The sequence below is a fragment of the Pseudomonas sp. P4_C4 genome (assembly GCF_056402055.1).
The window spans coordinates 11,516-31,476 of record NZ_JBFUID010000032.1 but is presented as its reverse complement, the minus strand read 5'-3'; the positions used below and the strand labels follow the sequence as shown (position 1 = coordinate 31,476).

General features: G+C 60.6%; 16 protein-coding genes and 1 pseudogene. 5 read left to right on the top strand and 12 right to left on the bottom strand.

Features of this window, described 5'->3' with window-relative positions:
- Nucleotides 1-97: 97 nt before the first annotated feature.
- The 7 genes and pseudogenes from qhpG to AC1DXW_RS17410 form a co-directional block, all read right to left on the bottom strand.
- Nucleotides 98-1,396 carry a flavin-dependent monooxygenase QhpG gene (gene qhpG / locus AC1DXW_RS17440; RefSeq protein WP_477753902.1) on the bottom strand — a complete coding sequence of 433 codons (1,299 nt, stop codon included), beginning with the start codon at nt 1,394-1,396 and terminating at the stop codon, nt 98-100.
- Nucleotides 1,393-2,070 carry a subtilisin-like serine protease QhpE gene (gene qhpE / locus AC1DXW_RS17435; RefSeq protein ID WP_477760264.1) on the bottom strand — a complete coding sequence of 226 codons (678 nt, stop codon included), beginning with the start codon at nt 2,068-2,070 and terminating at the stop codon, nt 1,393-1,395. Before qhpE ends, qhpG begins: the two co-directional genes overlap by 4 nt.
- Nucleotides 2,060-3,778, bottom strand: coding sequence for an ABC transporter ATP-binding protein (locus tag AC1DXW_RS17430; protein ID WP_477753904.1), 1,719 nt, complete (start codon nt 3,776-3,778; stop codon nt 2,060-2,062). Before AC1DXW_RS17430 ends, qhpE begins: the two co-directional genes overlap by 11 nt.
- Entirely contained in the window at nt 3,778-5,682 is a 1,905-nt protein-coding gene (locus AC1DXW_RS17425; protein WP_477760263.1) for a sigma-54-dependent Fis family transcriptional regulator, read from the bottom strand. Before AC1DXW_RS17425 ends, AC1DXW_RS17430 begins: the two co-directional genes overlap by 1 nt.
- Before the next feature lie 259 nt (nt 5,683-5,941).
- The gene (locus tag AC1DXW_RS17420; protein WP_477753906.1) at nt 5,942-6,967 is read right to left on the bottom strand and encodes a histone deacetylase family protein; all 1,026 of its coding nucleotides are present in this window, start codon (nt 6,965-6,967) and stop codon (nt 5,942-5,944) included.
- Between the two features lie 151 nt (nt 6,968-7,118).
- Nucleotides 7,119-7,601: pseudogene (locus AC1DXW_RS17415) on the bottom strand (M20/M25/M40 family metallo-hydrolase); the annotation flags it as partial.
- A gap of 380 nt (nt 7,602-7,981) precedes the next feature.
- Nucleotides 7,982-8,755 carry a ParA family protein gene (locus AC1DXW_RS17410; RefSeq protein WP_477760262.1) on the bottom strand — a complete coding sequence of 258 codons (774 nt, stop codon included), beginning with the start codon at nt 8,753-8,755 and terminating at the stop codon, nt 7,982-7,984.
- Between the two features lie 180 nt (nt 8,756-8,935).
- Between AC1DXW_RS17410 and AC1DXW_RS17405 the strand changes: the two genes are divergently transcribed.
- From AC1DXW_RS17405 to AC1DXW_RS17385, 5 genes are all read left to right on the top strand, one after another.
- The gene (locus AC1DXW_RS17405; RefSeq protein WP_477756895.1) at nt 8,936-9,163 is read left to right on the top strand and encodes a hypothetical protein; all 228 of its coding nucleotides are present in this window, start codon (nt 8,936-8,938) and stop codon (nt 9,161-9,163) included.
- A gap of 413 nt (nt 9,164-9,576) precedes the next feature.
- Nucleotides 9,577-10,428, top strand: coding sequence for a sugar phosphate isomerase/epimerase family protein (locus tag AC1DXW_RS17400; protein WP_477760261.1), 852 nt, complete (start codon nt 9,577-9,579; stop codon nt 10,426-10,428).
- A 14-nt stretch (nt 10,429-10,442) separates the two neighbouring features.
- On the top strand, nt 10,443-11,513 hold the full coding sequence (locus tag AC1DXW_RS17395) for an isopenicillin N synthase family dioxygenase (protein WP_477760260.1): 1,071 nt from the start codon (nt 10,443-10,445) through the stop codon (nt 11,511-11,513).
- Nucleotides 11,514-11,559: 46 nt separating this feature from the next.
- Nucleotides 11,560-12,354, top strand: coding sequence for an ABC transporter substrate-binding protein (locus AC1DXW_RS17390; protein ID WP_477756707.1), 795 nt, complete (start codon nt 11,560-11,562; stop codon nt 12,352-12,354).
- A 64-nt stretch (nt 12,355-12,418) separates the two neighbouring features.
- The gene (locus AC1DXW_RS17385; RefSeq protein ID WP_477760259.1) at nt 12,419-13,966 is read left to right on the top strand and encodes an amino acid ABC transporter permease/ATP-binding protein; all 1,548 of its coding nucleotides are present in this window, start codon (nt 12,419-12,421) and stop codon (nt 13,964-13,966) included.
- 23 nt (nt 13,967-13,989) lie between these two features.
- Here the strand turns inward: AC1DXW_RS17385 and AC1DXW_RS17380 are convergent, their stop codons facing one another.
- The 5 genes from AC1DXW_RS17380 to AC1DXW_RS17360 are packed head-to-tail and all read right to left on the bottom strand — an operon-like array spanning nt 13,990 to nt 19,718.
- Nucleotides 13,990-14,823: a class I SAM-dependent methyltransferase gene (locus AC1DXW_RS17380; RefSeq protein ID WP_414873274.1), complete on the bottom strand. Its 834-nt coding sequence runs from the start codon at nt 14,821-14,823 to the stop codon at nt 13,990-13,992.
- The gene (locus tag AC1DXW_RS17375) at nt 14,817-15,974 is read right to left on the bottom strand and encodes an acyltransferase family protein (RefSeq protein ID WP_477756418.1); all 1,158 of its coding nucleotides are present in this window, start codon (nt 15,972-15,974) and stop codon (nt 14,817-14,819) included. The genes AC1DXW_RS17380 and AC1DXW_RS17375 overlap by 7 nt, the downstream gene beginning before the upstream one ends.
- Nucleotides 15,971-16,855, bottom strand: coding sequence for a class I SAM-dependent methyltransferase (locus tag AC1DXW_RS17370; protein WP_477756417.1), 885 nt, complete (start codon nt 16,853-16,855; stop codon nt 15,971-15,973). The genes AC1DXW_RS17375 and AC1DXW_RS17370 overlap by 4 nt, the downstream gene beginning before the upstream one ends.
- Nucleotides 16,852-18,147: a glycosyltransferase gene (locus AC1DXW_RS17365; RefSeq protein WP_477760258.1), complete on the bottom strand. Its 1,296-nt coding sequence runs from the start codon at nt 18,145-18,147 to the stop codon at nt 16,852-16,854. The genes AC1DXW_RS17370 and AC1DXW_RS17365 overlap by 4 nt, the downstream gene beginning before the upstream one ends.
- Nucleotides 18,141-19,718: a glycosyltransferase gene (locus AC1DXW_RS17360; protein WP_477756216.1), complete on the bottom strand. Its 1,578-nt coding sequence runs from the start codon at nt 19,716-19,718 to the stop codon at nt 18,141-18,143. Before AC1DXW_RS17360 ends, AC1DXW_RS17365 begins: the two co-directional genes overlap by 7 nt.
- Nucleotides 19,719-19,961 lie beyond the last annotated feature (243 nt).

The following is a 19,961-nucleotide window of genomic DNA, read 5'->3' as shown; positions in this document are numbered from 1 at the left end:
GCGAGCAAGCTCGCTCCCACAGGGGATTTGTGTACGACGCAAAACCACTGTGGGAGCGAGCTTGCTCGCGATGAGGCCGGTCCAGACAGCTCAAACCTCAGGGTTTGAACCCCTGAGCCAACAACCAGCCACGAACCAACCTTCCCTGCTCCAACGTCAATCCGGCCAACACCAGATCCGCTGGCTCGCCGTGTTTTAACCGCCGCACCAACGGCGCCACCTCAACCCCCTGCACATGCCAGATCCCCAACGGCTGATCGACCGTGATCACCACCTCGGCCTCATCGACCAACCCTTCACGCAACACCGGCGCCCGCTCAATCCTCAGCGCATCGAAATCCGCCTCGGCATGGGCCACCTCGGCATCCGGCCATTGCCGTCGTGCCTGCCAGAACGGCTGGTCCGGCCAGCGCTGCTCATCGGCATAGAAATCCCGGCCGATCCGCGCAAACCGCAAAAACAACTGCTCCACCCGCTGTTGGTGAAAACGCTGGGCCAGAGCCGCTCGCTCGGGCTTGCACAGCAGCGTGTTGATCACTGCCGGCGCCTGCAACGCCGAAGACAAGGACTGAAAGATCCCGTTGCCCGACAGCGGGTCGACGGCCATTGCCGCATCGCCGACCCGAATCCAGTTTTCACCACCCACCTGCGGGCTCAGAATCGCCGTGCTGCTGCGGGCGTGCAGTTGTAGATCACACTCCGCTTCACCGGCAAAAAATGCGGCGGCCAGCTTCGAAGCATGGCGCCGCTGTCGGCAGTAATCGAGCAACATGGCCTTGCCCGGCAACCCGGCGCTGGCAACGTCCACTGTCCATTGCCAGTAGCACTGACCGTCGGCGCGTCGCGCCATCCACGCCCAGCCATCCTCAAGGCTTTCTACGGCGCTGGCGGTGCTGCCCGGCGAACCTTGCCAGCGATTGAGCAAGCTGACCGTCTCGGGTCCACGCAAGCCTTTGCCGATAGCGGGGGCCTGACGTCCGCGGGCCTCCACGAGAAACGGCGCGAGCAGTGGTTCGCGTCCGTCGATTTCTATTCGGTGGCCATTGGCCGATGACTGAACCGTCAGCACCCGGCCTTCGATCAGCTCGACCCCCGCCAGGCGCAAATCCTCGCGCAGGCCTCGGTCAAACACCGGACGGTCGAGCAAGTATTCGATGTTCTGCGCATGGTGCTGGCCGTTCCAGCTCACCTGGCGTTGAGAAGGCAGCGCCGCCTCCGTCAACGCCTGATGCAGGCCCGCGCTGCGCAAGGCATCCAGAACCCGCACGGACACGCCTTCGAGCGCGGCAAACCGGCGCCATTCGCTGATCAGCGTGACGCCATGGCCCAGCCGCCGTAGCCCCAGCGCGACGGCGGCGCCGGCCGGTCCGGCGCCAAGAATGACGACGTCGGTCATGGCCCGAAGCGCCGTTCAGGGCCACGGTAACGGGCATGGTCGCGCAACCACTCGATGACTTGCGCATTGCTGGCGTCAGGCTGTTCGGCGAGGAACCCGGCGATGTGCCCGCTCAAGGCGGCACAACCGAGGCTCGCCCCGGATTGCCCCGGATAGGTGCCCTGCACACACGCGGCGAAATCCGCCTGGGCAGTGTTGAGCCACGACCATTCCTGCTCGGCGCAGCGCGCATCGCCGGTCACCCGCACCACCTGCGGATAGTTCGCCGGGAACACCCCTTCCCCCTGGGCCGGGCTCGACGCACACAGCAGCACGCCCCGCGCCACTGCCGCCGCGCAGGCCACGCGCAACAGGCTGCGATCCTGGCGCAGGCCAAGGCTCAGATTGATCAGTCGCACGTCCTGCGCCAGCAGCCAGTCAATCGCCGTGGCGATCTGCAAGGCGCTGGTGACACCGCGCTGGTCGAACACCTGCGCCACGCAAAACAGCGCCGAGGGGGCACGCCGGCCGATCGCCTCGATCACCGCGCTGCCATGCCCCAGCGGGTCGTCGCGCAACTCGCCCTCGGCCAGACCGTCTTCGAGCAATGCAAAGCGCCGACCGGCGATCACTCGCACCCGCTGTGCCGCCGAGTGGCCGCTGTCCACCACACCAATACGCAATTCAGGTTTCATGCAGCACCGTCTTCGAGGTCAGCACGCCGTCGAGCAATTCGAAACGCAGATCGGCATCGGCCAGGGTTGAGGGGCGATGGCTGATCAGGATGCGCGTACGCCCGGCGAACAAGCGGTCGATGGCGTCGATGACTTCGCGCTCGGTGGCTTCATCCACCGCGGACGTGGCTTCATCGAGCACCAGGATCAAAGGGTCCTGCAACAGCGCCCGGGCAATCGCGATGCGTTGCTTCTGCCCGCCGGACAACTGCTGACCGCGCTCGCCCAACGGACTGTCGAGGCCTTCGGGCAAGGACTCGATCAGGCTGTCGAGTTGCGCCAGTCGCGCCACTTCGGCAATCGCTTCGCGGCTGGCGTCCGGCACCGCATAGGCCAGGTTGTCGGCGAGGCTGCCGCGAAACAGCACGATGTCCTGGCTGACGATGGCGATGCGCCGACGCAACTGGAACAGGTCCAGTTCGCGCAGATCGACGTCGCCCAGCAGTACCCGGCCCGATTGCGGATCGTGATGACGTTGCAGCAGGTCAATCAGGGTGGATTTACCTACGCCGGAGCCGCCGCTGAGGGCCACTTTCATACCGTAGGGAATCCGCGCCTCGATGCCGCGCAAGGTCGATTGGCGGCCGGGATGGGCGAAGTGCACGTTGTCGAACCAGAGATCGCCGCCATTGGGCATCGGGCGTGGCGTGACGGGCGTCAACACGGTCGGTTGTTCGCCGCGCAATTCCATGACCCGGCCGAGGCTGACCGTCATCCGCTGAATCGCGACGTAAAGCCCGAGCAGACTCTGCACCGGCCCCACGGCCATGCCCAGGTAAGTGGAAAACGCAATCAGGGCGCCGAGTTGCCAGGTGCCCTGCACCACCCAGTAACCGCCGATCAAGAATGCGCAGGCCCGGGACAGCGAGGTCAGGGTACCGGGCACGGCCTGGGTGAAAAACTCGGTGACTTGCAGGCGCAGCAACTGGCTCATGTAGCCCTGCCCCAGCGTCTCGAGGCGCCGTGCTTCGCGCTGTTGCTGGCCGGCGGACTGGATGAATTTCATCACCGGCAGCGTCTCGACCATGAACGACGACATGTCCGCCGAACGCTCGCGCAACTGCCGCACATCGCGCTCGACCTTGCGCCGCATCCAGCGCAGCCAGAGGACATCGAGGGGAATCAGCACCAGGGCCAGCAGCGATAACTTCCAGGACAAGGTCAGCAGCATCGCCACGGCCACCACCAGGCCGATCACGCTGGACACCGCCGAAAACAGCGAGTCCACGGCAAACCGCTGGATTTCCGCGACGTCGCCATCGAGGCGCGACATCAGGTCGCCGATGCGCCGCTGGCCGTAAAAGCCCGGCGACAGGGTTTGCAAATGCCGGTACAGGTCATCGCGCAAGGCAAACAGCATGCGCCCGGACAATCGCGTGTGCAGGTAGCGGTTGATGCCCGAGAGCGCTGTGCCCAACAACCCGGCGACGATCATCAGCCCGGCAATCAACACCAGCATCGGGAAGTTGCGCGCCAACAGGCCATCATCGATCAGCAGTTTGGTCAGCCACGGCTGCACCAGCACCAGCGCCGAGGCGCAGACCGACAGGCCCAACAGCCCGGCAATCGCCAGGCGATGGGGTCGCACAAAGCTGTACAGCCAGCGCAGCGACGCTTGCAGCGCCTCGGGGTTCTGGCTGTCGATCAGCCGAACGATCAGGCGCTGCATCACGATCGCAACTGTTTGAGCTTGCGATACAGGGTCGCGCGGCTGATACCCAGGGCGTCGGCGGCGGCCGAGACGTTGCCCTGATGCGTGTCCAGGGACTGACGGATCAGCTCCAGTTCGTTTTCCCGGATGCTGCCGGCCTGGGGCCGTTCGCTGGCGGTCAACTCGTCGAGCATGCTGTCGGGCAAGTGGTCGAGGGTCAGCACGGTTTCACCCGGTTCGCGCATGGCCAGTGCGGTGCGCAGAACCATCTCCAGTTGGCGGATGTTGCCCGGCCAGTGATAACCGCCGAGCAAGCGATTGAGATCATCGTGCAGAACCACGATGGGGGCGCCCAGTGTCGTCAGCATGCGGCTGACCAGCGCGGCGAAATCTTCGCGTTCGCGCAGGGCCGGGAGCATCACGCTGATGCCGTTGACCCGGTAGAACAAGTCCTCGCGAAAGTGTTTTTCTTCCACCAGACGCTTGAGGTCGCGATGGGTGGCGCAGATCAGCGCAACGTCGATGTCCTGCTCTTCCCCAGCGCCCAGGGGCGCGACCTTGCGATCCTGCAATACCCGCAACAGTCGGGCCTGCAAGGCCAGGGGCATGTCGCCGATTTCATCGAGGAACAAGGTGCCGCCATGGGCCTGCTGCAAGCGCCCGACCATGCCGCCCCGGCGTGAACCGGTGAACGCGCCTTCGCGATAGCCGAACAGTTCGGACTCGATCAGGCCTTCGGGAATGGCCGCGCAGTTCACTGCCACGAAGGGTTTGTCGCAGCGCGCTCCGGCCATGTGCAGGGCGCGGGCGATAACCTCTTTACCGGTGCCGGTTTCGCCCAACAACAAAACCGGCAGTTCATTGGCCAGCCCCTGGCGGGCCATGCGCAAGGCACGGGCGTAGCGCGTATTGCTGCCGGCGAGCGCTTCCAGATCCGGTTGCGCCTTGGCCGGTTTCGCGACAGTGCGCGGCGGGCTGCTGACGTTGATCGAGCGTTGCGGCGCACGCAGGGTTTTGTAGAAGAATTCACCCTTGGCGGTTTGCAGGCTGCCGGCCCCGCCCTGGTGCAGACGCGCCAACAACTGCAGGCCGTCGACTCCGAGAAACTCCTCGCAGCGTCGCCCGACCAGGGCCGAGCGCTCGGCGTTGAGCAACTGGCAGGCCTGGGCGCTGACCGCCAGGATCTGCCCGCCAAGACTCACGGCCAGCAGGCCTTGCCACGGCGATTCCAGGTATTGCCTGCGGCTGTGGAAGGCCAGGACGATTTCGTCAGGATAACTGGCGTTGAACACCCGGCTTTCAATCTGGCTGACCGCCATGGCCAGCAGCGCAGTGCTGTCGTGGGCACGGCCGAGCGGGCCTTCGCGGGTCAGGTCGAGGACGCCAAGAATGTCGCCTTGGGGGCAATGTATCGGCACCGAAGTACAGGAAAAATCACTGAGGCGATCCAGATAATGTTCGCCGCAATCGATCAGGGTCGGGCGGGCTTCCACCAGTGCCGTGCCGAGGGCGTTGGTGCCGCGAACCGCTTCGCTCCAGCAGGCGCCGAGGGTGATGTCCTGCAGGCCGCTGCCCTTGAGACGGTCAGCGCGGCCTTCGACGGCGAGGATGGTGGCGTCGGAGTTGGCGAGGATGATCAGCCCTTCCTTGCCCTGACGCTCGGCCAGGTAATCGATCGCTGGCAACGCGGCGTCGATCAGCAAGCGGTTGCTTGCCAGCAACACGTCGAGGCTGGCACTCGATTCCAGCGCCAGCTCGTGCTTGGCATTGAAATGCACACCATGGCTCAGACTGCGTCGCCAGGAGGCATCGATTTCCGCACGCAGGACGCCATCCGGCACTTCGCCTTCCAGGTGCAGCTTTTCCCGGGCCAGCCGGGCTTCGCGATGCAGTTTGGGGGAGTTTGTTTTTATTAGCGTCATCAAGCGCTCCGGGTCATCCGCCCTGCGCCTTCATACATCGGCGCCCTGCCGCAATCTTTACGTTAACGTCAGGGCTATGGCAAGTGCCGTAGGGCGCTTGTGTTCCGTCAGGTGGACCGGGTTATCGTTCATCGCGGGCAAGCCCGCTCCCACAGTGTCCGAGTAGAACCGCAGATTTGTGGACGACGCGAAACCTGTGGGAGCGGCGGTGCGGCGATCCGACTTGCCCGCGAAAGCAATCTTCCAGACACCCAAGATCTCAGAGCTGCCAAACCTCAGGGCTCACAAAAAACGCCCGCGCATTATCCTCCAGACTCTCCAGGTGATACCCGCCCTCCTGCACGATCAGGCACGGCAACCCAAGGCTGCGAATCCGCTCACCGAGCACGGCAAACCCTTCGCGGGTCACCGCCACTTTGCTTTGCGGGTCCAGTTCGAAAATGTCGAAGCCCAGGGACAGCACCAGCACCTCGGCGCCAAAGTCCGTCACCGCCTTCAGTGCTACATCCAATTGCTCCAGAAAGTCGGCCTCGCTGGCGCCATGGGCCATCGGCAGGTTGAGGTTGAAACCCTCGCCCGCCCCGACACCGCGCTCATCGGCGAAACCTGCGACACCCGGATAGAAGTTGGTCGGGTCGCCGTGCACCGAAACGTAGAGCACGTCATCACGCTCGTAGAAGATCTCCTGAATCCCTTGCCCGTGGTGCATGTCGGTATCCAGCACCGCTACCCGCGAAAAACCGGCGCGCAATACCTGGGCGGCCACCGCCGCATTGTTCATATAACAGAAACCACCCGCCGCTTCGGCCCGGGCGTGGTGACCCGGTGGACGGCACAGGGCATACGCTGCCGGTTCACCCTCGAGCAACGCCCGGGCACCGGCGATGGCGCTTTGCGCCGACCAGTAAGCCGAACGCCAGGTTTGCTCGCCCACCGGGCAACTGCCATCGGCCAGATAGCGCGCGGCTTGCGCGAGAATTCCGCGCAGGGCATTGGGTTCGCGGACAAAGATGTTCGACATCACTTCGTCACCCCAATCTTCGGGAATCTCTTTCCAGCGCTGATGGGCTTCCTGCAAGAACGCCAGGTACGGTGCGCCGTGCACCGTCAGCAGCAGAGCGAGCCCGGCATCGGCCGGTTGCTCAACGGTAAAACCCAACGCATGAGACGCCTGCACCAGGCGCTGCGCACGCTCCGGCACTTCCTGCGGCGTACGCATCTGGCCACGGGAGTAGTAACTGCGTGGATGGTGGAGCAATTGTTCGGGGTGGAAAAAACTGCGCATGGGATAAATTCCTGTCAGCGAACGTAGGTCTTGAAACCAACCGCATCCCACTGTGGGAGCGAGCTTGCTCGCGATGAGGCCAGCACATTCAACATTGATGGCGACTGATCCACCGCTATCGCGAGCAAGCTCGCTCCCACAGGGATCGTGTTTATTCAGTGCTTCCGGCGCGGGCCAACACGGCGTTGAGCAACACATCAGTGCCCTGGCGCATATCCTCGGGCAGTACGTCTTCGGCTTCGTTGTGGCTAAAACCGCCCACGCACGGGATGAACACCATGGCCGTCGGGCAGAACCGCGCCAGGTGGATCGCGTCATGTCCGGCGCCACTGACAATCGACTGCTGAGCGTAGCCCAGCGCGTCCATGGCCTGTTGTACCGCCGCCACGCAGTCCGCGTCGAACGGCGTCGCCGGGATGATCCAGTGCGGGGTGATCGCCAGTTTCAAACCGCGAGCGTCGGCGATCGCCTGCAGCCGCCCACGGACCTGTTGCTCCATCGCCTCGATGGTTTCATCGCGGTGATGACGCAGGTCGACGGTGAAGTTCACTAGACCCGGGATGGTGTTGTGCGACGACTTGTTGATGCCCAACTCACCGACCGTGGTCAGGCCTTCGGGGGCGAAGTCCGTCGCTTTTACTGTTTGTAGAACGCTTATGCGTGGGCCTTCAGTAGAAATTAAAAATGTGTGCATGCCTCAAGGTAAAACTTGAGCCCGGCCTTAAACCGCTGGAGCACCTGTGGGCGGAGGCTTCCACCTGTGAACTTCGACAAGCCGAGGACGAAATGCAAAAACTGAAAATGCTGCGTCCAAAAATCTCGGGCAAAAAAAATGGCCATCCCAAAGGCGGCCAGGAAAACAGGTGTTGATTCGAAGCAGGAGCTAGCGATTGCGCGCGAGTTATCGTACTGGCATTTCAATTTCAATTTTATGTTCAGCGCACGGAATCAGATGGCGAACCAAGGCGTGCCATCCCATCGTCAGACGCTGAATTTTCAACCTTGCTCTTACGATCAACCGGCTCTTTCCAAAGCGGAAAACAGGCTGACGAACTCCAATGACAGCTTATGGCGTGGAGCCAAGTGGATCATGGGCACCGACGCTTCATGGGACTCACGCATTTTGACCGTGCTGCTCAAATAATCCGGTAACACGGGTAAGCCTTCGGCCACCAACTCGTCGATCAGCATCTGGTGCAAGCTGACACGCGCCACAAATTGGTTGACCACCACACCTTCCACGATCAACGACTCATTATGGTCAGCCTGCAACTCGGCCACTTGCGCGATGACGCTATAGAGCGCCTGACGAGAAAAGCTGTCGCAATCGAATGGAATCAGCACGCGGTCGGCGGCAATCAGTGCGCTGAACGTATAGAAATTCAGGGAAGGCGGCGTGTCGATATAAATGCGTTCGTAATCTTCGGAAAGCTCCACCAACAAKCGGCGCAGCTTGTTGATCTTGAATTTGGACTCAAGCTTTGACTGCAGGTCAGCAAGCTCGTGGCTGGCCGTGACCAGGTGCAGATTGTCATAGCGAGTATCAGTGATGGCCACCCGATTCTTTTTGCTGGCCGGGCCGCTGGATAAGGTTTGCTTGAAGAAATCGGCAATCCCCATGGGGATATCATCGCCTTTCAGCCCTGTCAGGTATTGGGTCGAGTTAGCCTGAGGATCGAGATCCACCAGCAGCGTCCTGTAGCCTTCGGCAGCACTGACAGCCGCGAGATTGCAGGCGATGCTTGATTTGCCAACGCCTCCTTTTTGATTGAACACAGCTCGACGCATGAGGAAGGTAACCCTGAAAAAGATCTCCCTCGATCATAGGACTGAAACATTTCAGTAATATTTCTACGCGACAATTTTGTTTCATTTTTAAGACAGCAGCTGCCATATCCTGACTGCGTCATCCGACATGCAGTTAACGATAGGCGTGTCTGTACTTATGGCATTACAAGGAGGTCGACAATGCAATGTTCGCTGGATGAAATACGCCACCAGATCCTGGACGCCGAACCCGTTTTGAAACGACTCGATATCGAGATGGAAGGGATACAGTTTGATCCGCTGGTACCTTCAAGCGTCACTGCCGCCTATGCCAAGGTAGATCGGGTGATTGAGCATTTGTTGGCCCGGTTCAAGGCAAACCCCATCCTTGGGCCGTTAACGACAGAGCTGAACGTCCCAGTATTTTGATGGTATTCGAGCGAAGGTAGCGCATGCCAGGAATGGCAAGTAGCTTGGAACTTCGTCGGCAGCGCCCGGTTGAATCCGGGCAGTCTGGAAGGACCGACTATTCAGCAGAATCGACCAAAAGCGAACCCTCGGCAACCCGGTGTCGCTTGGGAGTCTTCAAAATGATGCCGTAACAATGGCATCTCTCGCTAATAGCCAACGTAGACACGTTCTCGCCCATAAAATCCCTCCTGGCAAGCGAGATAAATAGCTAGCTATTTGTTAGTGAAAGTCTGAAGTATTCATTTGAACTTTCAGATTCTTTCACCGCGCGGCCTGTGCCTAACATCGACTCCACAGCAAACCAGGCGCTTCGCAGCCTGGCGCCGTCGAAATGCTTTTGCAGCAGGCCCTGGGATTTTTGAGGATCACCGATGAAGCTGGAAATTTTCCGAACGCTGTGGGGCTATACCGCCAGCAAGGCTCAGGCGCTCGAGGAGTTGCTGCACGCGGGCTTTGACGGCATGGAAGCACGCCTGCCACTGGACGCCCGTGAACGGGCCGAGTTCGGCGCTTTTCTCCAGGCCAATCGCCTGGGCTATATCAGCACGGTCTTCACTGCGTACGACGTGCTGCCGGACCAGTCGGCAACGCCTGCCGTCCACCTCAATGACCTCGACCGGAAACTCGCCTGGGCCGCCGAACTCGCCCCACGCTTCGTCAACGTGCTGGCGGGCAATGATCGCTGGTCCTTGCCACAACAAGTGGAGTTTTTCGGCCAGGCGCTGGATCTGGCGCGCAAGCATGGCCAGGTCTGCAGTTTCGAAACCCACCGCTCGCGTTCGCTGTTCAACCCCTGGGTGACCCTGGAGTTGATCCGCCAACTGCCCGATCTGTTGTTCACCAGTGACATCAGCCATTGGGTGGTGACCTGCGAACGCCTGTTGAATGACCCGGCCGATGACCTCAGCGCTTTCATCGAGCGGGTTCACCATATCCAGGCCCGGGTCGGTTATGACCAGGGGCCTCAGGTTCCGCACCCGGCGGCTCCCGAATATGCAAGGGAACTGGCGTTCCATCAGCAGCACTGGGAAAGCATCTGGCGCTCTCAACAAGCCCGCGGTTACCGGGTCAGCACCCTGACCCCGGAATTCGGCGCCGACGGCTACCTGCATCATTTGCCCTTCACCAATGTCCCGGTCGCCGACCTTTGGTCATTGAACGTATGGATGGGCCAGACCGAGCGCGAACACTTCGAGCGTTTCAGCCATTCAAGCCATCCTTAGGGAGCCGATGCATCATGCCTGACAACAAAAACAACAGCGCCAGCAATGACACCCACAAAGCCAACTTCAATAGCATCCCGGTGGTCAACATCGCTGGTCTGTTCAGCTTTGAACCTGAACACCGCCTGGCCGTGGCCGAACAATTGGGGCGCGCCGCCAGCGAGGTCGGGTTCCTCTACATCACCCATCACGGTATCGACCCGCAACTGATCGCCAACCTGCGCAAGGCCGCCAAGGACTTTTTCGACCAGCCCCTGGACGCCAAGATGCGCCACTACATCGGCACCTCACAAACCCACAAGGGCTTTGTACCCGAAGGCGAAGAGGTCTATTCCAAAGGCAAGCCGGACCACAAGGAAGCCTTCGACGTCGGCTTCGAGGTCCCGGCCGATGACCCGTTGGTGCTGGCCAACACCCCATTGCTGGGGCCCAACGACTGGCCGCAGCTGTCAGGTTTCAAGGCGTCGGTGCAGGCCTACTATGAAGCGATCTTCGCCTTGGGCCGGCGCCTGTTCGGTGGCTTCGCCCTGACCCTGGGCCTGGAAGAAAACTATTTCGACAGCCTGGTCACTCGTCCGCCGTCCAAGCTGCGCCTGATCCACTACCCCTTTGACGGTGCTGCCCATGACGCACCGGGTCTTGGCGCTCATACTGATTACGAGTGCTTCACCATCCTTTTGGCCGACAAACCGGGCCTTGAGGTGATGAACGATCTTGGCCAATGGATCGATGCACCACCGATGGACGATGCCTTTGTCGTCAACATCGGCGACATGCTGGAAGTGATGACGGCAGGCGCTTTCGTTGCCACTGCGCACCGGGTGCGCAGCGTGAAGGAGGAGCGCTATTCCTTTCCGCTGTTTTATGCCTGCGACTATCACACCCAGATCAAGCCGCTGCCCGGGTTCGCCCAGGCAGGCAACGACTACGAAGAGATCACCATCGGCGAACACATGTATGGCCAGGCGCTGCAGACCTATCAGTATCTGCGCCAGAGGGTGGCCAACGGGGAAGTTCAACTGCCAGGCAAGGCACGCAAGCCCGCCAGTTTCGGACATTTGAAAAATCAGGCGCAACCGTCCTGATTGAAGTTTTCAGCTAAACCCCTACCTACGCCGGAGTCAGCACATCATGAAAAACAACAAGAAAAACCTTTTGAGCCTGGCTGTATTGGCAGCCGGTATGTTCGGTGCCTCGGTGAGCATGGCCGCGGCAGACACGTTAAAGGTCGGTATGGAGATCACCTACCCTCCTTTCGAGTCCTATGACAAGGACAAGAATGTGGTGGGTTCGGACCCCGAACTGGCAACGTCACTGGCCAAGCACATGAACGCCAAGGTGGAGTTCGTCGACACCAAGTTCCCGAGCCTGATCCTCGGCTTGAACTCCGGCAAGTACGATGCAGTCATCTCCGGCATGTACATCACGCCGGAGCGCCAGACCCAGGCCCAGACCATCGCCTATGCCAACACCGGCGCCGCGGTCATGGTGCCCAAGGGCAGCGAGATCAATGCGAAGAAGCCTGAGGACCTGTGCGGCTTGAAACTGGGCCTGGAACAGGGCACGACCTGGGTCAAGGAATTCAGGAAGCTGTCCGATGAATACTGTGTGCCGAACAACAAAGGCGCGATCACCGTCAGCGAGTACCCCTCGGCCCCCGAAGTGACCCAGGCCCTGTTGTCCAGGAACATTCAGGCTCAGGTCGAAATCGCCGGCGCGGCAAAAATGATCGCGGAAAAGACCAACGGCCGGGTGGTGATCACCACCGAGCATCCGATTTATCAGCAAACCCTGGGCATCTTCGTCAAGAAAGGTAACGACGAAACCTACCAGGCCGTGCAAATGGCCTTCGAGGAGAGCAAAAAGAGCGGAGAATACGCGGCAATCCTCAAGAAATATGGCTTGGAAGAACCGACTGCCAACTAAGAACCTGTCCTTGTAGTCTGGTCATCTGCCTCCCCTGCACCGGGGCGGCAGATCGAGGTGCCCCATGCAATTCGATTGGTCGTATTTCTTATCCCTGTTCTCCCTGCCGGACTTCTGGAAGGCCTGCGTCACAGTAGTCCAGCTCAGTGCCCTGGCCTGGTTCATCGGCATGCTGCTGGGTTTTGTCCTGGCCACGGCCAAGCTGTCCCAATCGCCCTTGCTGCGCATTCCCGCAGCGGTCTACATCTGGTTCTTCCGCAGCATCCCGTTGCTGGTGCTGGTGGTCTTCGTCTACAACCTGCCGCAATTGTTTCCCGGTAGCGGACCGATTCTGTCCAACCCCTTCTACGCAGGGTTGCTGGCGCTGGTAGTTACGGAAGCTGCGTACATGGCGGAAATCCATCGTGGCGGCCTGATCTCCGTGGCCAAGGGCCAGAAGGAAGCCGGGCGCGCGCTGGGTGTCGGCCTGTTGGGCATGCAACGCCTGATCGTGATCCCCCAGGCTTTCCGTATTTCGCTGCCGACCTTGATCAATGAATACATCACGGTGGTCAAGCTGACATCGCTGGTCTCGGTCATCTCCCTGACCGAAATCCTCACGGTCGGCCAACGCCTCTATGCCACCAACTTCCTGGTCATGGAAACCCTGGCGGCGGTAGGCGTCTATTACGTGTTGATCGTCACCGTGTTCGGTTATTTCCTGCAACGCCTGGAGCGCTATCTGGACCTGAACTTCCGCAAGCCGCACACGCTCGACGCGGCCACCATCGCCAGGTTCAAGGCCAGTGCCGAAGCGTTGCCCGACACTGCGCGCAAGGCAGCAGGCAGCAACACAACGCCGATCCTGCAACTGAAGAACATCCAGAAGAGCTATGGCACGCACAAGGTGCTGCTGGGTATCGACCTTAATGTCGAATGCGGCCAGGTGGTCTCGATCATCGGGCCATCCGGCTCCGGCAAGACTTCGCTGATTCGCACGGTCAACGGCTTGGAAACCATCGATACCGGCGACATTCTGTTGTTCGGCGAAAAATTCATCGAGGCTTCGGACAAACCCAACGGCTCCCGCCTGCGCAAAGGCGTGCGGCACATTGGCATGGTGTTCCAGAACTTCAACCTGTTCCCGCACCGCACCATTCTCGACAACGTCACGCTGGCACCGCGTTACCACGGCCAGCCGGGCGAGCTGAGTGAACATCGTGCCTATGCGCTACTGGACAAGGTCGGCCTGCTGGCCCATGCCCACAAGTACCCGCACCAGCTCTCCGGCGGGCAACAGCAGCGCGTGGCGATCGCTCGAGCCCTGGCGATGGAGCCGCAGATCATGCTGTTCGACGAGCCTACCTCGGCCCTCGACCCGGAACTGGTCAACGACGTGCTGAACGTGATCCGCGACCTGGCCAAAGAAGGCATGACCATGCTGATCGTGACCCACGAAATGGACTTTGCCATGTCGATATCCGACCGGGTCGTGTTCATGGAGAACGGTAATATCCAACTGGATGCCGCACCTGAAACCATACGATGCGATGCCAAAGGAGAACGAGTGCGGCGCTTCATGGGAATCAGTACCCCATCGCCAAGCCTGTCTGCAACGCTGGATCATGCATGAGCAGGGTGCAGCCTTAATGCCGATCAGGGTTTACGCGCAATGATCACCTGACTTTTCGCCACCACGGCATCCAGCGCCTGCTTGATCTGTGCACCCCGTGGCGAGGCCAGAATCGCCTGCCAGGTATCCGCCCAGTGGTTGAGCAACGGATGGTCCGGGTTGCTGAAATCGACCTTGGCTTCCCAGAACAACAGCATCCACATCGACCAGTAGAATCCGTACTGGCTATGGCTGATCACTTCCAGGCCGGCATCGCTGACCATGGCCTTGAACTGTTCTTCGCTGATGATGCGGATGTGGTTGGGTTTCTGGAAATACTCGGCCGCCGCGATATCTTTCTGCAGGTCTTCGGAGCTGGGGTGCGGGACGCTCAGCAGATACAACGCGCCCGGTTTACCGACGCGCACCAGCTCAGCGAGGAACTGGGCCGGATCGTCCACGTGCTCGATGACTTCGGTCGACACCACCCGCGTGGCGGTCGCATCGGCTATCGGCAGCGGGTTGCAGTCGGTGACATGACATTCGACGTCGCGGGCCGGTGTATCGCTCAGGCGCTGGCGGGTCGCTTCGACCTTCGCCGCGTCGATGTCGGCGATGATGATCTTCGCCCCGCGCATCCCGCAGAAATGCACGTTGCCGCCGTCGCCGCAGCCTACGTCCAGCAGCGTGTCCTCGGGGGTTACCGGGAAGCCGGTGAACAGTTCGCCGGTTTGCTGATTGAACCAGCCACTGAGCATCGCGTCGTGCAGGCCGAGCATGTAGGGGTCGACTTTCTCCGCCACTGGCGCCGCGGGCGCTGTCTCTGGCTGCACAGGCGCGGGCGTGCCCGCCGTGAGTTTCTTTAAAAGGCTCAGCATGAGGTAGCTCCAGAGGATGGGACGGCTGTTCGGGAGGTGCCCAGGCGTTTGACCAGCGAGGCGCCGCGGTTGCGCATGGGCATTTCGATGTAGCGATAGTTGAGTTCGCTCAGCAGCACGATCAGGCCGCCAGCCATCAGCAACATCAGAATCGGATGGCCAGCGGGACTGGGCAGCCCGGCAGCCTGTAAACGGAAAATGAATTCACGAACCAGCAAGTAGACCGGGATATGGATCAAGTAGATCCCGTAGGAACGGCTGCCGACCCACGTCATCAGGTTTTTGAACACGCCGCGCGGCAACAGGTAATCGCGGTTATAAGAAGCGATCCACACCAGCAGCGCACACAACAGCGCAATCACGCCGATCCGGTAAGAAGTGAAGGTGAAACGATCCGTTGCCATGAAGCTGAGCAGCAGCGACACCGCGATCAGTGCGGCAACACCCACCCATGGACGACGCAGGAATTTTGGCTCCCAGCGCCGGTACGAAGGCTGCACGCTCCACATCGCCAACAGCACGCCAAGGGCCAGCGCGTCGGTGCGCACCACCATCAGGATCGGCGTGCGCAAGGTAAACAATTGCAGCGCCACCAACGCCAGCAAGGCCCACACCAGGTGTTTGCGCAACAGCACGATCAGCAGCGGAAACAGCAGGTAGAACTGCTCTTCCAGCGACAGGCTCCAGTACACGAAACTGGTGCCGTACTCGTAGTGATAAAAACTGTCGGCAAAGCGAAAATTGGCGTACTGGGCGACGCCGGCCAGGGTCGCCTGAAGGTTCGCGTACAGCGTGCCGAACGCGCCGGAACGGTTGAGAAAAAGACACGCCAGCAACATCAGCGCCAGCCATAACCAGGCCGACGGCAGCAAACGAAAGGCCCGACGCAACCAGAAATTGCGCGTCTGTTGCCAATACTCCCGACGCGTGGTGCAGCGGCGCAAGCCCGGGATCAGGCTGCGGGCAATGACAAAGCCCGAGATCGCGAAAAACAGATCCACGCCCCACCACGGCTGGCTGTACAGCGTGATGCTCTGCAACAACGGCACAGCCGCCGCGAACAGGCTGTCCTGCAGGTGATGAAACAGCACGCCAAGCACCGCAATGCCGCGCAGCAACTCGATGTCCATGATCCGTTTTTCGTTGCTCATGCGCCCTCCTGGACATACGGTTTGCGAGCAATGATCACCTGGCTCTTGGGCATGAACCGGTCCAGCATCTGCTTGATCGCCAACCCGTCGGGCTGGGCCAGCAAGTCCTGCCATGTTTTCGCCCAGCTCTCCATCAGCGGCGGATACGGCGCCTGAATCCGGTCGCGAACCGCACCACCCAGATCGCGCCCGGCGGCCCGTTCACTGGCCCAGAAAAAAATCATGCCCATCACCCAGAAAAACCCGGTGGCCTGACGATGTTCGATGACCAGGCCCGCGTCTTCCACCAGCGCGGCGAATCGCTCGGGACTGAAAATCTGCACATGATTGGGCGATTGAAAATAACTGGCCGGGGCGATGCCTTTCTGCAAATGCTCGCCCACCGGGGACGGTACGCTCAGCAGGTAGAGCGCGCCGGGGCGGCCCATGCGCACCAGTTCGGCCATGAAGGGTTCTGGCTGATCGATGTGCTCCAGCACTTCCATGCACACGACTTTGCTCGCGCAACCATCGGCCAGAGGCAGTGGCAGGCTGTTGCTGACCAGACCTAGATTCGCCTTGTCCGACTGCGCTTGCACTTGCCGCGCCAGGTCGCGGACCTTGTCGTACTCACTGTCGGTGAAGATCACCGACGCGCACTGGCGCACCGCAAACAAGGTCGCGACCCCTTCACCACAGCCGACATCCAGCAAGGTGTCGTCGGCGGTAATGGCAAACCCTTTGAGCAATTCGCCGCTGTCGCCCGAAAACCAGCCGTCATGCATTGCATCGTGCAAGCCCACATCTCTTGGCGACACACGAGATTGCTCGACCGGCAACGGCGCGGGCCGGGGCTCGGGTTTCGTCTCTGCAAAGAAACGTCTGACCAATGCGCGAATCATGCCTCAGGGGTTTCCACGACACGGTTCTCGAACAGGCGCTCAAAAAATACGCCAAGCCGTTGCTCGGCGGTGGCCTGACTGCAGAATTTCTTGAGGCTGGCCACTGCGTGCGCGGACATCTGTGCATAACGCCCCGGATCACCCTTGGCCACGTCATAGCTTGATTGGTAAGCCCTGCACAACGACGCCCAATCGGTGACGTAACGCAAGGTACGAAACGCCCTGCGCGGGTCATGTGGCCAGGCCGTCAGCTCATCGGTGGAGTCAATCAGGAATGCATTATCGGCATCCAGATAATCGATCATCGCCGTGGTCCGTGGCGCCACGGCCGGTTTGCCACAGGACATGAACTCCATCAGCGGAAGACATTGGCCTTCGCCGTAGGACGTGTTGACCACGTAACTCGTGGCCTGCACCAGCTGCTCATAGTCCGCGTCAGCCAGATAGCCGTAAATCAGCACGACCCGGCAGCGGTAAGACTGGTTTTTGTACAAGTGGTGAAGGATGTCGGTCAGCGCTTCTTCGGCATCGTGATGCGTCAATTTGAGCACCAGCGTTGCGTCGTCCACCTCGCGAAACGTCACGCAAAAGGCACTGAGCATGTCTTCCCAATTCTTGCGCCCGTCACCGGGGTTGAACACCGAGGTGTAAATCACGCCGTCGAGGACCAACTCGTGTTCACTCGGCGGGGCCTCGAAATCAATACCCACACCTTGACGAGTGGCCACGGGGCCGAAGGCTCGCAAGTCGAGTTCACGGCTGTCTGCCAGCAACCCCTTGAGCGTCAACCGCACCTGACTGGCCAAGGGCTGACGTTGCAAGTGGGCGCCGCGCTCGGAAAACCGATCCCATACCGGGGCCGGTACCGCGATGACCGGATAGTCGGTGCCCATCGCCTCGCGCACCGCATTCACGGTGTAGCTGGAATGTGTAATCGCTGCACCCGCTGCCCGCAACACCGTGCGCCAGTCATTGAGCGGGTCACCGGCAAAGGGTTCGTTGGGGATGGTGCTGAATTCCCACGCGAACACCGGCAGCGTCGGGCAGGCGAAATTGACCGGCGTGCGATGAGGCGGTGAGAACGACAGGAACACGCATTCTTCACCACGGGACAGACAGTCCATGTACAAGGCATCGACTTCGGTCTGCGGGTCGCTGACTTCTACCACTCGCCCCAGCCGCTCCAGCACGGGTCGGTACTCCTTGAGCACGAAGTAATAGCTGTACTCCGAGCGGCCAAGGTTCTGGGCAATAGTCTGCTGGTTGGTTTCCGAATGAATGATGATCAGCATGAGGCGGTATCCGTCACGGTTGCTGTCGGCAAAGCCTGTGGTGCCAGCCCGAAAAAATCCGCCATGCGTTTCTGTACCGGGGCGAAAGCGCAGTAATCGTGCATGCGCTCGACGGCGGCGAGGGACATGCGCTGATACTCCAGGGGTTGTTCCTTGGCCAGACGGTAGCTGTTTTCGTAAGCGGTTTTCAGCGAACCCCAATCCGGCCGGTAACGCAGGGTGCGGTAGATGATGCGAGTGTCCTGCGGCCAGATGGTCAGCTCTTCGCTGGACTTGACCACAAACGCCACACGCTCATCGATGTAGTCCTCCATGGCCGTGTGATCCGGGGCAATCACCGGTTTACCGCTGGCCATGAACTCCATCAGCGGCAGGCACAGCCCTTCGCAGCGCGAGGCATTGACGTAGTAACTGGCGGCTTCGTACAGCCGGGCGTATTGCGGGTCGTCCAGGTAGCCGTGCATGACCACCACCCGACAGGCGAACGGCGAAAGCTGCGCGAGCAACGTCATCAGTTCGTCGTGGTAGGACGACAGATCGCTTTGGGTAATCTTCAGCACCAGTGTCGCGTCAGGCGTTTCGCGGAACGCCCAGCAGAATGCAGTGATCAGTTGATGCCAGTTCTTGCGACCGTCACGCGGGTTGAACACGGTGACGTACACCACACCGTCAACCTGTGTTTCGACCTGGGCGGTGGTGTCCGGCCACTGTCGCGGTTCTGGCTCGGGTACTGCAATCGTCTGCGGGCCGGCGATGGCCGGCAGCCAGCCAGCGAGACGCTCATGGGCGGCATCCGACAACAAGTCGCGAATCCCTTCCCAGTACCACTGGCTTAGAAAATGCGTGCGATGCACCGGGATCGGCAGCGATTTACCTTTGTCCAGGCGCCACATATGCAGGTAATGGCGAGCAATCACCAAGCGGCGCTTGAGCGTCAGCGGCGGTGGCTTCAATGCCTCCAGCTCGGCCTCGAGCGCCGCCAGTTCCTCGGCGGTCGGCACGACGGGAATCAGTGCATCGGCACTCAGCCCGAGTGTGCGCGTATCGAAGATGCAACCCTTGATGTCCAGGGTCGAGCCGGCGCTGATCGGGACGCTGGTGTGGCGACTACGAATGTCGGCGAAGTTTTCCCACAACGGCGTCGGCAACACCAGCACCGGAAAGTCTTCACCCATGGTCCGGCGAATCGCCCGGGCGGTATGGCTGGAGAGTGTGATCACCCGGCCCTGCCGCGCCAGCATTTGCGTCCAGTCCTGGCGCGGGTCGTTATCCCATTGTTCATCGGGAATCGAATCAAACTCCCAGGCCACCACGCAGATCGTCGGGCACTCAAGGTCGTTCGGGGTTTTCTGCGGCGGCGTAAACGACAGGAACAGACTGTCTTCGCCGGCGGCCAATAACTGTTTGTAGAGCGGATCGACCTCGGCGGTGGAGGACACCACATGCACTCGCCCAAGGCTTTCGAGCACAGGGCGATACGCCTTGAGCACGAAGTAGTAACTGTATTCGGGACGACCAAGGCTCTGGCTGATGGAGCTGTCGTTGATGTCCGAGTAAAGAATGAAATTCATGGCATCCCACGATGAAACCGCCATCCCGGCGGCCTCACTCTATGACGGAAAAACCATGGATCGAGCCGGCACTCGCCAGTCCTCGTCCATCGTCTTTTTGCCCGTCTACGTTCTTGTTTTAAAGGACAGATTCGCAGAGTCCCGGAACAACCCACACGAACGCCGGTTAATCGTGACGAGGGGCATTCTAAACACATCCATTGAGGATTCGTGAACCGCCCGGCGAGAATAAATCAGGCTACG